The sequence below is a fragment of the Mycobacterium sp. NGS54 genome (assembly GCF_059812465.1).
This window is the reverse complement of sequence record NZ_JCALCS010000001.1, coordinates 400,342-415,636: the sequence shown is the minus strand read 5'-3', so window position 1 is coordinate 415,636 and position 15,295 is coordinate 400,342. Positions and strand designations below refer to the sequence as shown.

Sequence of the window (15,295 nt, the reverse complement as noted above, 5' to 3'; positions counted from 1 at the left end):
CGCCATGACCAGAGCAGCTGATGCCACCCGCCGCGCCCCGCGGCGCGTGTTCCGTGACCGCGCCGAGGCGGGCCGGGTACTGGCGAGCCTCCTCGGCGCCTATCGCGACCGGCCGGGCGTGATCGTGCTGGGCCTGGCGCGGGGCGGCCTCCCGGTTGCCTGGGAGGTGGCGGCCGCGCTAAATGCCCCGCTGGACGCCTTCATCGTGCGCAAACTCGGGGCCCCCGGCCACGAAGAGTTTGCGGTCGGGGCGCTGGCGAGCGGCGGCCGCGTCGTGCTCAACGACGACGTCGTGCGGGGACTGCGGATGACACCGCAGGAACTGCGCGCCGTCGCCGAGCGCGAAGGCCGCGAGCTCGTCCGGCGCGAGGCGGCCTATCGCGACGGTCGGCCGCCCGTCGACGTGACCGGCAAGACGGTCATCCTCGTCGATGACGGCTTGGCCACCGGCGCAAGCATGTTCGCGGCCGTGCAGGCGCTGCGCGAGGCCGAGCCCGCACACATCGTGGTCGCCGTGCCGGCGGCGCCGGAATCCACCTGCCGGGAACTCGCCGGCCAGGTCGACGATGTCGTGTGCGCGTCGATGCCCACCCCCTTCCATGCGGTGGGCGAGTCGTTCTGGGATTTCCGCCAGGTCACCGACGACGAGGTTCGGCGGCTGCTCGCCACCCCGACCACCGGGGCATCGACAAACAAAGCAGCGGCCCGGACACCGGCCGAGGTAATCGGCAGCGTGGCCATCGATGCGCCGCAGGGCATCCCGTCGCGCGAAACGCTGGAGGAGCTGATCGGCGACGCGCGGATCGTGCTGATCGGCGAGAGTTCGCACGGGACCCACGAGTTCTACGAGGCTCGGGCGGTCATCACGAAGTGGCTGATCGAGGAAAAGGGTTTCTGTGCCGTCGCCGCCGAGGCGGACTGGCCCGACGCGTACCGGGTCAACCGCTACGTTCGCGGCCTGGGCGACGACAAGAGCGCCGACGACGCGCTGAGCGGGTTCGAGCGCTTTCCCGCCTGGATGTGGCGCAACACCGTCGTGTGCGAGTTCGTCGACTGGCTGCGCGCGCACAACAAACTCCACGAGTCGAACGGCCGGCAGGCCGGCTTCTACGGCCTGGACCTCTACAGCCTGCACCGGTCGATGCACGAGGTGATCGCCTACCTTGACAAGATCGACCCCAAGGCGGCGGCGCGGGCACGCGAGCGCTACGCCTGCTTCGACCACGCGTCGGCCGACGACGGTCAGGCGTATGGCTTTGCGGCGGCGTACGGTGCGGGCCCGTCCTGTGAAAATCAGGCGATCGAGCAGCTGGTGGAGATCCAGCGCAACGCGCTGGCCTACGCGCGCAGGGACGGGCTGCTGGCCGAGGACGAGCTGTTCTACGCCCAGCAGAACGCGCAAACGGTGCGCAACGCGGAGGTGTACTACCGCGCGATGTTCAGTGGGCGTGTCAACTCGTGGAACCTGCGCGACAAGCACATGGCGCAGACCCTCGAGGCGCTGTTGAATCACCTGGACCGCCACCAGGACGCACAGGATGTGCCCCCCGCCCGAATCGTGGTGTGGGCCCACAACTCTCACGTCGGGGACGCCCGGGCCACCGAAGTGTGGGCCGACGGGCAACTCACGCTCGGCCAACTCGCCCGTCAGCGATACGGCGAGGATTCGCGCCTCATCGGGTTCAGCACCTACTCCGGCACGGTGACCGCCGCCAGCGAATGGGGCGGCGTTGCCGAGCGAAAGGCGGTGCGCCCGGCGCTCAATGGCAGCATCGAGGAACTGCTGCACGAGACCGGCAGGGGCGCGTTCTTGGTGTCGGCGGCCATCAGTCCCGCGGCCGCGGATCCGCTCAGCACGGTTCGATTGGGACGCGCCATCGGCGTGATCTACCGGCCCGAGACGGAACGGCAAAGCCATTACTTCCACGTGCGTCCGGCCGACCAATTCGACGCGATGATCCACATCGACACCACCACGGCGCTCGAACCCCTCGAGGTGACGAGCCTGTGGATCGCCGGCGAAACCCCGGAAACGTACCCCTCCGGCCTATAACTGACGACGAGCGGAGCCAACGAACATGCAGACGCCGGCACGACCGCCTGCGAGCCGACCGCAAATCGTCACGCTGACCATGAACCCGGCGCTCGACATCACCACGAGCGTCGACGTCGTGCGCCCGACCGACAAATTGCGCTGCGCCGAAACCCGTTACGACCCGGGCGGTGGCGGCATCAACGTCGCGCACGTCGCGCACGAGCTGGGCGGCTCGGTGCTGGCGGTTTTCCCCGCGGGCGGCACGACCGGTGGCTTGATCGCAAAGCTGCTTGCCGACGAGGGCGTGCCGTTCTGGCAGGTTCCCATCGGGGCGGCCACGCGCGAGAGCTTCACCGTGAACGAGGGCAGCAGCGGTAAGCAGTACCGCTTCGTCCTGCCGGGGCCGCAACTGACGCTGCGCGAACAGGCGCACTGCCTCGAGCAGCTGCGCATGACGGCGAAGTCGGCCGAATACGTGGTGGCCAGCGGCAGCCTGCCGCCGGGCGTGACCACCGACTTCTACCAGCGGGTCGCCGACATGTGCCGGCACGTGGGCGCCCGCCTCATCCTCGACACCTCCGGCGGCGGCCTGCGACACGTCTCCTCCGGCGTGTTCCTCCTCAAGGCCAGCGTGCGAGAGCTGCGGGAATGCGTCGGGCGCCCGCTAGAAACCGAGGCCGAACAACTCGCCGCCGCACACGAACTCGTCGACGACGGTCGCGCGGAAGCGGTGCTGGTGTCCCTGGGATCGAAAGGCGCGCTCCTCGCGACAGCGCATGCCAGCCAGCGCTTTTCGGCGATTCCGATGCCCGGCGGCAGCGGTGTGGGGGCCGGCGACGCGATGGTCGCGGCGATCACGGTCGGGCTCACCCGTGGCTGGCCGCTGGTCAAGTCCGTTCGGCTGGGCATCGCGGCGGGGGCGGCGATGCTGATGACGCCCGGCACGGCCGCCTGCCTTCGGGCGGACGTGGAGAAGTTGTTCGCCCAATCGGCGGAACCGTGCGACCTCGCAGATGACGAACGGCTACCCAGGTGAGGCCTAACGACCCCTCTGTAACGAGCGGCGCGGCAATAGCCTATTTGAGAGCCTGAATTTGAGGACTCGAACGTTTCAGGAGCCGACATGAACGAGCTGGACGCCAAGTCGGTGGTGGTGGGCGTCAACGGATCACAAGCCGCGGTCAACGCCGCCAAGTGGACGATCGACGAGGCGCTGAGCCGGCAGCTGCCCATGCGCCTCGTGTATGTCGTGCCTCGCCGGGACGGGCAAACGGGCGCCCACCCCGTCTCCGAGTGGGAGCTGGAGCGCGCCGAGATGGCGCTGTCCCAGGCGGAGTGCGCCATCCAACAGGCGAAAAAGCCGGTCGAGGTCGAAACGGCAATCCTCTCGGGCGATCCCGGGAAAGTGTTGGTCGACGAATCGCGGGACGCGGCGCTGATCTGTGTGGGCACCTCCCGGCGCGGGTGGGCGTCCGACGGCCTGCTGGGGCCGACCGCCACCGCGTTGGTCGCGGAAGCGAAATGCCCGGTGGCGATCATCCGCACCAACCCCGACGGGTCGCCGACCGATCTCGGCGTGATCGCCGTCGTGCTCAACGACGAGCCGGACAACGACGAGGTCGTACATCAGGCAATGGAACAGGGGCGGCGCCGCCACGCGACCGTGCGACAGATCGATCGGCGGCTGAACAGCTGGGTCCGGCGCTACCCTGACGTGCAGGTCCAGACCGTCGCCGCGGGCACCGGCGTGAGAACCGGCGAGAGGCAGGGCGGCGCCGTCAGTTTGGCAGTGGTGGGGAGCGCCGACGCCGCCGAGATCGCCGGTCTGTCCACGCCGAACTGCCACCCGATCGTGGGCTATCCGGACTGCTCCGTGCTCGTGGTCCGCCATTAGAGGGCCAGTCCGTGAACGAATTGGCTACGCCGCGGTCGATCGTGGTCGGCATCGACGGCTCGAAGGCGGCGATACGGGCGGCGCTCTGGGCCATCGACGAGACGGTGAGTCGTGCTGCCCCCCTGCGCCTGGTCTGCGCGACCGAGCAGTCCGAGCAGGAGCGCGGGCAGGCCGCCGGCCAGGCGGCAATTCGCCAGGCGGTCAAGGCAATTGAGGCCGCGGGCAAGCCGGTAAAGATCGAAACCGAGGTGGTCCACGGTCCGGCGATCGGCTGCCTGATCAGCGCGTCGGCGTCGGCGGCCATGGTGTGCGTCGGCGCGGTCGGCTTGCGTCACTTCCGGCCGGGCCGGGTGGGTTCCACCGCCGCGGCCGTGGCGATGTCGGCACACTGCCCGGTGGCGATAATTCGCGCCCGCGACGACCACCCGCACCGCCCGGACGGCATCGTCGTCGAGCTGGACGGGTCGCCCGACAACGGCGTCCTGCTGGGCGCCGCCGCCGCGGAGGCGCGGCTGCGCAACGCCGCCATCCGGGCGATCACCTGCCGAAGGACGACGGAAGAAACGGGGCCGGGCGGGGCCGAGGGCGATCGCCGAGCCCTCGCCGACCTGGATCGCCGGCTGGCCCGTTGGACGCGGCAGTATCCGGACCTGCGGGTGGAGTCGGTGGCCGTGCACGGCGGCCTGCTCGAGTACCTGGCCTGCAACCGGCGGTCGGTGGGGCTGGTGATCGCCGGCGCCCGCGACCGTCGGCGGCTCAGGGAGCTCCTCGGGCCGGCCGGCAGTGCGGTGCTGCAAGAAGCCGACTGCTCGCTGTTGGTCGTCAACCAACAGCATTTGTGAGGCGGGCGATAATGAAAACGTGCGATATTGAGAGTCGGTCGCTGCAGAAAGGGCTCTTAATGGTCAAGGTGTTCCTCGTCGATGACCACGAGGTCGTCCGCCGCGGTCTTGCCGATCTGCTCGCGTCGGACCCCGAACTGGAGATCGTGGGCGAGGCCGGTTCCGTATCGGAGGCCAAAGCGAGAATTCCGGCTCTGCGGCCAGATGTTGCGGTCCTCGACGTCCGCCTTCCCGACGGAAACGGCATCGAACTATGCCGCGACCTGGTCTCCGACCATCCGGATCTGCGGTGCCTGATGTTGACGTCGTTCACCTCCGACGAGGCGATGCTGGAGGCGATCCTGGCCGGCGCCAGCGGATACGTCGTCAAGGACATCAAGGGCATGGAGCTGGCCCACGCGATCAAAGAGGTCGGCGCCGGCAAGTCGTTGCTGGACAACCGGGCCGCCGCTGCTTTGATGGCAAAGCTTCGTGGGACGACGGAACACGAAGACCCGCTCTCCGGGCTGACCGAACAGGAGCGAACGCTGCTCGGGCTGCTCAGTGAGGGCTTGACCAACAGGCAGATCGCCGCCCGGATGTTCCTTGCCGAAAAGACGGTGAAGAACTACGTGTCGCGGTTGTTGGCCAAATTGGGCATGGAGCGCCGGACGCAGGCGGCCGTGTTCGCCTCCAAGCTGGACCAACGGTCCGGGCGGCCGCCCGCGCCGCCGGACGCCCCGCGGGGATAGCCGACAGCTCGACACAGTCGCCGCCCGGTTCGCGGGCTGGCCCGACACCCACCCGGCCGCTCACCTTGGGTGCCCGACCTCTTGGGGTTAAGCTGACTGTGGCATCTTCGCGTTTCGCGGATACTGGCTGTTTGCCAACGCAGAGCTGCCTCATGGCTGAGTTGTCGTGGAGGTATGAGGTCGGGTGGCCGACGGCGACGATCGCAGCTCGGCGTTAGCCGGGCTAGGCCGGCGTGGGCTGGTGACCAGGATGCACGCGCAGCTGGACGAGTTGCTGGCGGCGCGCGATCAAATGGAGCACCTGCTGCGCGTGTTCGTCGAGATCGGCACGAACGTCGATAACCTCGACGCCACGTTGCACCGGGTCATCGGCGCGGCCAGGGAGCTGACCTCCGCCCCCTACGGCGCGCTCGCCATCCGCGATCCCGACGGCACGTTGCTCAGGTTCATCCACGAGGGCATGGACGCCGACACCGTCGAACGCATCGGACCCCTGCCGGTGGGCAAGGGCCTGCTTAGCCTGTCGCTCCTCGACACCCCGGCCCTGCGCGTGGACGACATGAGCGCACACCCGGCCGCCGCCGGGTTCCCCGCGCACCACCCGCCCATGCGCGCCTTCCTCGCGGTGCCCATCACCATCCGCGGGATCGTCTTCGGCAACATCTACCTGACCCACGTCGATCCGACGCGGGTGTTCTCCGAGTCCGACGAGGTGGCCGCCCGCGCGCTCGCGTTCGCGGCCGCGGCCAGCATCGACAACGCCCAACTCTTCGAGCGCGAGCGGCTGTCGGTGAAGTGGATGGATGCGAGCCGCGAGATCACGACCGCGCTGCTGTCCACCACCGAGCCGCACCGCCGCCCTCTGCAGTTGATCGCCGAGAGCGCGCGCAGGCTGACCGACGCCGAACAGGCGATCGTCCTCGTCCCGGCCGACGCGGACCTGCCGTACGACGAAACCGACACGCTGGTGGTGTCCGCCGCGGTGGGTGTTCACGCCGACGAGGTAATCGGCCGCCAGGTCCCGGTGGAAGGTTCCTCCAGCGGCGAGGTCTTCCGGACCGGCCAACCGATGATCACCGAGTCGTTGCGCTACCCGATCCAGGCCTTCACCGATGTCGGGCAGCGCCCCGCGATCCTGATGCCGCTGCGCACCGACGACCAAGTCGCGGGCGTGATCGCGATCGCACGCGGCGCGGAGGCGCCACCGTTCGACGAGAGCTACCTCGACCTGGTCAGCGATTTCGCCACCCACGCCGCGATAGCCCTGGTCCTGGCGGCGGCGCGGGACGACTCGCGTCAGCTGACCATCGTCGCCGAACGCGAGCGCATCGCCCACGACCTGCACGACCATGTCATCCAGCGGCTGTTCGCCACCGGCATGGACCTGCAGGGCACGCTGGCCCGGTCCCGTTCCCCGGAGGTGGCCGAGCGCCTGAACCGCACCCTGGACGATCTGCAGACCATCATCGAGGAGATCCGAACGACGATCTTCCAGCTCAAATCGCCGTTGGGGAAGGGCGCCGACTTCCGGCAGCGGATCCAGCAGGTGGTTGCCGACCTCACCCAAAATCGGGAGATCGTCACGACGATGCGCCTGCACGGGCCGATGACCGCGGTCGACGGCGAACTCGCCGAGCACGCTGAGGCGGTGACCGCGGAGGCGGTCAGCAACTGCCTTCGCCACTCGGGTGCGTCGCGGCTGACCGTCGAGGTCGACGTCGCCGACATGTTCATCCTCGACGTCAGCGACAACGGCTGCGGCATCCCCGCCGACAACGTCCGCAACAGCGGGCTGGCCAATATGAAATACCGCGCCGAACAACTCGGCGGCACCTGCGAGGTCACCAATCCACCGGAGGGTGGCGCCCGCGTCCACTGGATCGCCCCGCTGACCGACGGCTAACGGGCTGGGGTCTAACGGCCCTGCCGAGCGGCGCCAGATCCGAATAGCGTCATGGATCATGAGCGATCGGGCGGTGGAAGCCGCGGACACGGTCCAACTGCTCGACGGACGTGTCGTGTCGTTGCGGCCACTCGGCGCCGGGGACGCGGAGGCCGTCATGGATCTGCATCAACACCTCAGCGATCACGACCGCTACTACCGCTTCTTCACGCTCCAGCCGGTCCAGCTCGACGAGGTCGTCGACGAGCTGACCACACCCGCCCCCGGCCGGTACGCGCTTGGGGCGTTCGACGCGGGCCGGCTGATCGGCGTGGCCAACTACACCGTCGTGCGCGAGCACCCGAAGGCCGCCGAGTTCGCGATCGTGGTCGCGCACGAAGATCATTCGCTCGGTGTGGGAACGGCCCTGCTCAAACACCTGGCCCGGATCGCGCGGGGCCGGCGAATCGGGCACTTTGTCGCCGACGTGCTGAGCGAGAACCACCTGATGCTGATGGTCGTGTTCGACCTCGGCTGGCGGTGCGAGCCCGCGGAGTACGGATCCGTCCGGCACCTCGAGATCGAACTGCCCGACTTCGACGACGAGGACGCGAAATGTCTGGCGTGACAAAAAAATTCGGGATCCTGGTCTCCGTCGACGGTTCGCCGGCATCCGATGCCGCCGTCGCCTGGGCGTCGCGCGAGGCCATCATGCGCAAGCTGCCCCTCACGTTGATGCACGCGGTGGCACCGGTGGTGGTCGGCTGGCCGGTGGGCCAGTTGTACGACGAGATGCCCGAGTGGCAGCGAGACGACGCACGGCACGTCATCGATCAGGCCCGCAAGACGCTGAGCGCGGCCCTGGCGGGCGCACAGCCACCCGAAACACGCACCGAGACGGTCTATTCCGGCGTCGTGCCGGCATTGATCGAGGCTTCGAAAGACGCGTTGATGATCGTCGCCGGCAGCCAGGGCCTGGGCGCGATGGGCCGCTTGCTGTTGGGCTCGGTCACGACGGGGCTGGTGCACTACGCCCACTGCCCGGTCGCGGTCATCCACTCCGATGTCCCCGCGGACGCCGACGCGCCGGTGCTGCTGGGCATCGACGGATCGCCCGCGTCGGAAGCGGCGACCGCCCTGGCCTTCGACGAGGCGTCGCGCCGCGGCGTCGGGCTGCGCGCGCTGCACGTGTGGAGCGACGTCGCGGTGTTCCCGGTGCTGGGGATGGACTGGCACGACCGCGAGCGGGAGGGCCAGGAGATCCTCGCCGAACGCCTGGCGGGCTGGCAGGAACAGTATCCGGATGTGCAGGTCGAGCGATTGCTCTTCTGCGACAAGCCATCCCACTGGCTGCTCAAGGAGTCCGAGCGGGCCCAGCTGGTGGTGGTCGGCAGCCGCGGGCGCGGCGGGTTTCCCGGGATGCTGCTCGGGTCGGTGGGCTCGGCCGTCGCGCAATCGGCGAAGGTTCCCGTGATTGTTGTCCGTGAGGAGAATCGATGATCGAACAGCTGGAGGACATGCCGGAAGGGGTGACCGGCATCCGTGTGTCGGGCCGGCTGCGTGGTGACGAGCTACGCCACTTCAAGCCCGAGATGGAAGAGATGCTCAAAAAAGGCGAGATCAGGATCGTGGAGGTCATCGCGCCCGATTACGAGGGCTTCGGGCCGGGCGGGTTCGCCGAGGACCTCAAGCTCGGGTTCGGCATGCTTTTCACGCATTACTCGGACTTCAAGCGGATCGCCGTGGTGTCCGACAAGGACTGGGTCGGCCATGTGATGCACGCGGTCGCTTGGATGATGCCCGGCGAGCTCGCCGTGTTCGGGCTCGACGAACTTGACCGCGCCAAGGAGTGGGCCGCCGCCTAGGCGGTCTATTCGTAATCCCTTGTGTCACCGTGGTTTCAGGCGTCACAAATCTGGGATTCTTGTCGGTGGGTGTTCCTAATCTTGGGGTATGGGTTCGGGCAGTCGTGAGGAGATCGTCGAGGTGTTCGACGATCTCAAGGGGAATCTGAAACGGCTGCGCGATTTGTCCTTTGACGTGTTGACCACCCCGGAACGACTTTCGGCCCTAGAACAACTGGAATCCTTCGCGCGCGGGCTGCGCGCCCCGCAGCACACGCTGATCAATCAGGTCGGCGTCCAAGCCAGCGCCGAAGAACTTTAGGTGAACGCCGCGCCCTCACGGGTGAGTCGTTGCCGCCGCTCATGCCCGCGACCGCCACCGCCCAACGCGAGGGGCTGATCGGCGACGGGCATGTGCGGGTGATCCGCAGTTTTTTCGGTCACCTGCCCGCCGAGGTCGACCCGGGCACCCGGGAAGCCGCCGAGGCCGACCTGGCCGACAAGGCCCGCCACTACCGTCCCGACGAGTTGGCCAAGTACGCCCGCCGGATCATGGACTGGCTGCACCCCGACGGCGAGTTCAGCGACGCCGAGCGGGCCCGTAAACGCGGCATCGTGCTGGGCAACCAGGAATTCGACGGCATGTCACGTATCAGCGGGCTGGTGACTCCCGAATTGCGGGCCGCGATCGAGGCGATGTTGGCTAAGCTGGCCGCCCCCGGCGCGTGCAACCCCGACGATGAAAACCCGGTCGTCGACGAGACACCCGACGAACAGGCGGTGCGCCGCGACACCCGAACCGGCGCCCAGCGCAACCACGACGCCTTCCTCGCAGGGCTGCTTGCCCTGTTCGCCTCCGGCAAGCTGGGCACCCACAACGGGTTACCGGTGTCCATCATCGTGACCACCACGCTGCAGGAGCTGGAGGCAGCCACCGGCAAGGCGCTGACCGGCGGCGGCAGCCTGGTGCCGATGTCGGACGTGATCCGCTGGGCCGGCCACGCCCACCACTACCTCGCCATCTTCGACCAGGCCAAGCCCTTGGCGCTCTATCACACCAAACGCCTGGCCAGCCCGGCACAGCGAATCATGCTCCACGCCAGGGACCGCGGCTGCACCAAACCGGGCTGTGACGCCCCGGCCTATCACAGCCAGGTCCACCACGTCACCGGCTGGAACACCACCCGCCGCACCGACATCGACGACCTCACCCTGGCCTGCGGACCCGACAACCGCCTCGCCGAACAAGGCTGGACCACCCGCACCAACGCCCGCGGCGAAACCGAATGGCTACCCCCACCACACTCCCCCGCAAGCGGGAGGTACCCCCACGACGCGGACAACCCCGCACCAACAGCTTTCACCACCCCGAACGATTCCTCCGCGACACCGACGACGACGAACCCGTTTGACGCCGTGCAGTTTTCGCGAGGCGCTGGCCTCAGTCGCGCACCACCAGCACCGAACACCCGGCGGCTCCGGATTGTCCCGGCGGGCCGATCATCTGCGACACCTTGTCGGCGTCCTCGCTGCCCACCACCGCCAGCTGGACGGATTCCTGCGTGTGAGCGAGGAATTCGGCGGGCCCGCGCCTCGCGGCGGCCGGCATGACATGCACTTCGGGATAGCGGGATACCCACTGGCGAAGCCGCTGCTCGAGCTGGCGGTAGGGGATCTCGCCCAGGCCCCACCGCCAAACCCCGAGCGCGAGGATCGGTGCTCCACGCAGCCGCGCCTCGTGGAAGCCGAGCTCGAGCACGGCATCGTTGGCCGGCGAATCGTCGACGACGACGGCCACCCATCCCGGTTCCGCCTCCTGGCCGTCGGCCCGTACGACCGCGACCGGGCATTGGGCCTTTCGGGCGACGGCGTCGACGGTCGAGCCGAGCAGCTTGCGAGCGACGCGTCCGATCCCCACGGAACCCGCGCAAACCATGGCAGCGCTTCGTGATTCGTCGATCAGGACGCCCTCCGGCGACCCGCGCACGATGTCGCATTCGACCTTGACCGGCTTGCCCATGGCCTGCAGCGCTGCATCGGCGTCGCGCAGCGCCCCCTGCGCGTACTGGACCTCCATGCTTGTCGAATCGCCGGATCGATCGGGCACGGCCTGGACCAGCCGCAGCGCGATGTTGCGGCCTATCGCCTCCGTAAGGGCCCATTTCGCGGCGTTGACGGCGGCTTCTGAGCCGTCGATGCCTACCACGATCTTGGCCGGTGTTTGCGTCTGGTCCATGATTCCTCCCGATCCGGCGGCCGGGCCGCCAATCGCAGACGTTATTGCGCGACCTACCTTTTCGGCAGGGTCGTTCGACCCACATTCCGGAGCATTAGGGCTTCACGCGACCTCGATGCTCTGCCCGGGCGAGAGACGCTGCACGCGGCCGCGGCATTCGACCATGATCGGGCCGGCATTGCCCGCCTCGGACGTCAGAACGCCGGTCCGTCCACTGATCCGCAGATGAACCCGCTGACCCCGGTAGACGAATGGGAACTCGATGGGGCCGAGCGCCTCGGGCCAGTGCGGGCCGAGCACCAGCCGATCGTCACGCGTTTCCAGCCCGGTGAAGCATCGTTGCAGCAGATCGACGCTGCCCGCCATCGCCGCGAGGTGTATTCCTTCCGAAGTGGTGCCACCCTGGATATCGATGACATCGGAGCTCAGCACCTGGACGAAGTAGCGCATGGCGTGGTGCCGGTGGGCACGGGTGAGCACCCACGAATGGACGATCGCGGACAGCGTCGATCCGTCTGAGGTCCGGGACAGGTAGTACTCAATCGTCTTGGGAATCTGCTCGGCCGAGAACCGGTAGCCGAGCCGGCCGAACAGGCCCAGCAACTCCTCCGAGGACAGCAGGTAGAAGAGCATCAGCGCGTCGGCCTGCTTGGACGCCCTGTAGTTGTTCACGCTGTCATCCTCGGCCTCCAGGATGCGGTCGAGTCTTTGGATGTTCCCGTAGCGCTGTCGGTAGCCCTCCCAATCCAGTTCGCCCAGTTCCGAATAGCCCTCGAACTGGCTGATCACCCCGTCGTGGAAGGGCACAAACATGCGCCGCGTCACGTGATCCCACCGGTCCAGCTCGTCGGCCGTCAGGTCGACCTTTCCGACCAGATCGAGCCTGTCGCGCAGCGGCAGCAGGTCCAGCGCGTCCATGGCCCGCATGATCACCCAGACCGCCATCACGTTGGTGTACGCGTTGTTGTCGATCCCGTCGTACTCCTTGCCGGGGTAACCCGAATGGAACTCGTCGGGGCCGATGATTCCGCGGATCGTGTAGCGGTCGCGGGTGTCGTCGAACGTCGCCAGGCCTACCCAGAAGCGTGCGATCTCGACCAGCATCTCGGCGCCGTAGTCGCCAAGCCACTGACGGTCACCGGTCACCTGGTAGTGCTGCCACGCGTTGTACGCGATCGCGAGGCCGACGTGATGCGCGCGCGCACTGGCGTCTGGGTTCCACCGGCCGGACTGCGGATTGAGGTGCACTTCCTGACTCACCTCGCGCCCGTCGCTGCCCGATTGCCAGGGGTACATCGCGCCGCGATACCCGGCCCGCCGCGCAGCGCGGCGCGCCTCGGGAAGCCGGCGGTATCGATAGAGCAACAGCGAGCGGGCGACGTTGGGCATACGCAGACTCAGCACCGGCGAGACGAACAGCGCGTCCCAGAACACGTGCCCGCGGTAGGCCTCGCCGTGCAGCCCCCGCGCCGGCACCCCGGCGTCGAGTTCGGCGGTGTGCGGCGAAATCGTCTGCAGCACATGCACCAGATGCAACCGGAGGACCCGCAGCATCAGCGTGTTGTCGGCTATGCCGATGTTGCACTGCTCCCACAGCCGGTCCCACGCCCGGGCGTGCTGCCGGCGCAGGTCGGCGTACCGGCCGGCGGCGTCGAGGTATTGCTGGGCGGCGCTTGCCGATTCGGAGATGGCGGTGTCGCGGCCGGTGAAGATCGTCGCGACCTTCTCACAGGTGACCGACTGGCCCGCCGAGAGGGCGACCGCGATGTTGTGACCGCCGCGGTCGCCGTCGGCCACGACGGTGTACTCGGCATCGGCCCGGCCGTCCCCGCACCACAGGGTGGTGCGGGCGGCGACCGCGATCGCGATGCGCGACTGCGACGTTTCCGTGCGCAACAGCACGGAGTCGGGCCCTATTTCGTCGATCACCGTTCCGGTGAGGTGTGCGCTGGACAACGACCGGTAGCGCTCGACCATGGTGTTTTGCACGCTTCCGTCCAGCAGGGAGCTGAACTCGATTGTGCCCGACCAGTTCTCGGCGCTGACGGTGGTCCGCATGGCGAGCAGGTGCGGCTGGTGCATGGACGCGAAGCGCTGCTGGTCGAGCGTTGTGATCTGGCCGGATCCGTCCCGGAATCGCAGACTGCGGGTCAGCGTCGCGCTACGCAGGTCGAATGTCTGTCGATAGGAAAGCAGTTCGGCATCATCGACATGGAACCACGGGCCGCCGTTGACCCGGAACGTCAGCGACAGCCAGTTCGGCAGGTTGACCAGGCTCTCGTTCTCGATGGTCCGGCCCGCGACCCGATCCGCCAGCATGTTGTACACGCCGGCGGCGTAGGTGCCGGGGTAATGGGAGTCGGACGCGGCCGCCTCGGGTGCGCAGCCCCGGGTCGCTACGTAGCCGTTGCCGACGGTGCACAGCGCCTCGCGCAACCGCTCGTACTGCGGGTCATAGCCCTCGTACACGAGTTCCCACGCGTCGTCGGCTCTCGGCGCGGCGGATGCCAGGTCCTGAGCCAACCTGCCTACGAACTCGGCTACTGCGGCGGGGCTTTCGAGGCTTAACAGCGCGGCGGACGCGCGATCACCATGCTCTTCGTGCCGCACCACGATTCCCACGCCGTCGAACTGGACCGCGTCGAAAGCATCCTCGTCGGTGATGTCGTCGCCGATATAGATCGGCAACACGGCACCCGGATCGGCGCCGATGATGCGCTCGAGCAGCCAAGTGAGCGTCGAGCCCGTGTCCGTGCTCGGGCGCAGTTCGATCACCTTGCGACCGGGGGTGACCCGGAGGCCCTCGGAGCGGCCGAGTTCACGGGCGGTCCTGATCACCCGGTCGACGTTAAAGGGATCGGCATGGCGATAGTGAACTGCGATGCTGAAGCGCTTGCGTTCCAGCACTATTCCCGGGATAGCGCTCAGCGTCTCGGTGAGGAGATTGGCGGCACGGGCCAGGGCGTCGGCGACGCCGGCGGCGGCATTCTGGTGGGTAGTGCCATCCGGCGCCACCAATTCGAACCCGTGGCTGCCGGCGTACCAGACCCCGTCGACGTTGACCCGGTCTCGGACGTCGCTGACATCGCGGCCGCTGACCACGGCCACGGGACAGTGGGCGGCCAGCGCGCGCAGCGCGTCGCCGGCGCCCTCGACGAGAGACGCCGAGTCCGGCTGTTCGGCGATTTCGGACAGCGTGCCGTCGAAGTCGAGGAAGATGACCGGTTGCCGGTTCGCTACCAGTTCTTTCACCTGGCTGTACGCCTGCAGGGCGTCGATGATCGTGGACAGGGTCGCTTCACCGCTGCGCACCGATATCCCGCCGAGGTCGGCGATCACGGTGTCGGCCCCGCAGGACAGCAGCTCGTCGGCGTCTCCGTTGCGAGTAAGGCCGATGACGAGGCCGAAGCCGGACTCCCTGCCGGCCTTGACGCCGGCCGGGTCGTGGCCGATGACTACGCACCGGACGGGGTGCACCCCCAGCTGGTGCGCCGTCTGGGCCACGTCGCCGTTGGCGACGCCCACCAGGTCGTCGATTCCCGCGCTGCGCAGGACGGGCACGCAGTCCCGCTCGGGCGCGTAAACGGCCGTCGCGACGCCGGCATCCCGCAGCCGCCGCAGCAACGGGACGGTCGAATCCTGCGCCTCGACGCCACCCGTCGCGGTCTCCGTCACGACGCTGTCCAGGCCGAGGATCACCGCATCGTGGTAGCGCTTGTCGACGGTGGCGGGCCATTCGGTCACGCCTGTGACGATGCCACTTCGCGGCCCGGGTCAACGGGGCCTGATGGCCATGGCTTTGGGGACTAAAGCCTCATGCTCGGCCACCGT

At 68.2% G+C, this 15,295-nt stretch carries 11 protein-coding genes and 1 pseudogene; 10 read left to right on the top strand and 2 right to left on the bottom strand.

The genetic code is table 11. The annotated features are described in order from the left end of the window. Window positions 1-4 precede the first annotated feature (4 nt). The 10 genes and pseudogenes from AC5Y5E_RS02010 to AC5Y5E_RS01965 all read left to right on the top strand — a co-directional run bounded on the left by AC5Y5E_RS02010 (window position 5) and on the right by AC5Y5E_RS01965 (window position 10,640). On the top strand, window positions 5-2,053 hold the full coding sequence (locus AC5Y5E_RS02010; protein ID WP_499901312.1) for an erythromycin esterase family protein: 2,049 nt from the start codon (window positions 5-7) through the stop codon (window positions 2,051-2,053). 25 nt (window positions 2,054-2,078) lie between these two features. Beyond that, window positions 2,079-3,071 carry a 1-phosphofructokinase family hexose kinase gene (locus AC5Y5E_RS02005; protein ID WP_499901311.1) on the top strand — a complete coding sequence of 331 codons (993 nt, stop codon included), beginning with the start codon at window positions 2,079-2,081 and terminating at the stop codon, window positions 3,069-3,071. Window positions 3,072-3,158: 87 nt separating this feature from the next. Next, window positions 3,159-3,929: a universal stress protein gene (locus tag AC5Y5E_RS02000; RefSeq protein ID WP_499901310.1), complete on the top strand. Its 771-nt coding sequence runs from the start codon at window positions 3,159-3,161 to the stop codon at window positions 3,927-3,929. Between the two features lie 11 nt (window positions 3,930-3,940). After that, window positions 3,941-4,771 (top strand): universal stress protein, encoded by an 831-nt coding sequence (locus AC5Y5E_RS01995; RefSeq protein WP_499901309.1) that lies wholly within the window; start codon window positions 3,941-3,943, stop codon window positions 4,769-4,771. A 59-nt stretch (window positions 4,772-4,830) separates the two neighbouring features. Then, a complete protein-coding gene (locus AC5Y5E_RS01990; RefSeq protein ID WP_499901308.1) occupies window positions 4,831-5,502 on the top strand; it encodes a response regulator in 672 nt (223 codons plus the stop codon). Window positions 5,503-5,752: 250 nt separating this feature from the next. Then, window positions 5,753-7,405 carry a sensor histidine kinase gene (locus AC5Y5E_RS01985; RefSeq protein ID WP_499901848.1) on the top strand — a complete coding sequence of 551 codons (1,653 nt, stop codon included), beginning with the start codon at window positions 5,753-5,755 and terminating at the stop codon, window positions 7,403-7,405. A gap of 58 nt (window positions 7,406-7,463) precedes the next feature. Continuing rightward, window positions 7,464-8,012 carry a GNAT family N-acetyltransferase gene (locus tag AC5Y5E_RS01980; protein WP_499901307.1) on the top strand — a complete coding sequence of 183 codons (549 nt, stop codon included), beginning with the start codon at window positions 7,464-7,466 and terminating at the stop codon, window positions 8,010-8,012. Further along, window positions 8,000-8,884, top strand: coding sequence for a universal stress protein (locus AC5Y5E_RS01975; RefSeq protein WP_499901306.1), 885 nt, complete (start codon window positions 8,000-8,002; stop codon window positions 8,882-8,884). Before AC5Y5E_RS01980 ends, AC5Y5E_RS01975 begins: the two co-directional genes overlap by 13 nt. Further along, window positions 8,881-9,249, top strand: a complete 369-nt coding sequence (locus AC5Y5E_RS01970; RefSeq protein ID WP_499901305.1) for a SpoIIAA family protein — start codon at window positions 8,881-8,883, stop codon at window positions 9,247-9,249. Before AC5Y5E_RS01975 ends, AC5Y5E_RS01970 begins: the two co-directional genes overlap by 4 nt. An 88-nt stretch (window positions 9,250-9,337) precedes the next feature. Beyond that, a pseudogene (locus tag AC5Y5E_RS01965) lies at window positions 9,338-10,640 on the top strand (HNH endonuclease signature motif containing protein). Window positions 10,641-10,669: 29 nt separating this feature from the next. On the opposite strand, the gene AC5Y5E_RS01960 reads toward AC5Y5E_RS01965, so the two are convergent. Continuing rightward, window positions 10,670-11,464, bottom strand: a complete 795-nt coding sequence (locus AC5Y5E_RS01960; protein WP_499901304.1) for a universal stress protein — start codon at window positions 11,462-11,464, stop codon at window positions 10,670-10,672. Between the two features lie 102 nt (window positions 11,465-11,566). Continuing rightward, the gene (gene otsB, locus AC5Y5E_RS01955; protein WP_499901303.1) at window positions 11,567-15,208 is read right to left on the bottom strand and encodes a trehalose-phosphatase; all 3,642 of its coding nucleotides are present in this window, start codon (window positions 15,206-15,208) and stop codon (window positions 11,567-11,569) included. Window positions 15,209-15,295: the final 87 nt, after the last annotated feature.

Coding starts and splice junctions, on each gene's coding strand:
- AC5Y5E_RS01975 (WP_499901306.1), top strand. CDS start 8,000: ATGTCTGGCGTGACAAAAAAATTCGGGATCCTGGTCTCCGTCGACGGT.
- AC5Y5E_RS01990 (WP_499901308.1), top strand. CDS start 4,831: ATGGTCAAGGTGTTCCTCGTCGATGACCACGAGGTCGTCCGCCGCGGT.
- AC5Y5E_RS02000 (WP_499901310.1), top strand. CDS start 3,159: ATGAACGAGCTGGACGCCAAGTCGGTGGTGGTGGGCGTCAACGGATCA.
- AC5Y5E_RS01960 (WP_499901304.1), bottom strand. CDS start 11,464: ATGGACCAGACGCAAACACCGGCCAAGATCGTGGTAGGCATCGACGGC.
- AC5Y5E_RS01980 (WP_499901307.1), top strand. CDS start 7,464: ATGAGCGATCGGGCGGTGGAAGCCGCGGACACGGTCCAACTGCTCGAC.
- AC5Y5E_RS01970 (WP_499901305.1), top strand. CDS start 8,881: ATGATCGAACAGCTGGAGGACATGCCGGAAGGGGTGACCGGCATCCGT.
- AC5Y5E_RS02010 (WP_499901312.1), top strand. CDS start 5: ATGACCAGAGCAGCTGATGCCACCCGCCGCGCCCCGCGGCGCGTGTTC.
- AC5Y5E_RS02005 (WP_499901311.1), top strand. CDS start 2,079: ATGCAGACGCCGGCACGACCGCCTGCGAGCCGACCGCAAATCGTCACG.
- AC5Y5E_RS01985 (WP_499901848.1), top strand. CDS start 5,753: ATGCACGCGCAGCTGGACGAGTTGCTGGCGGCGCGCGATCAAATGGAG.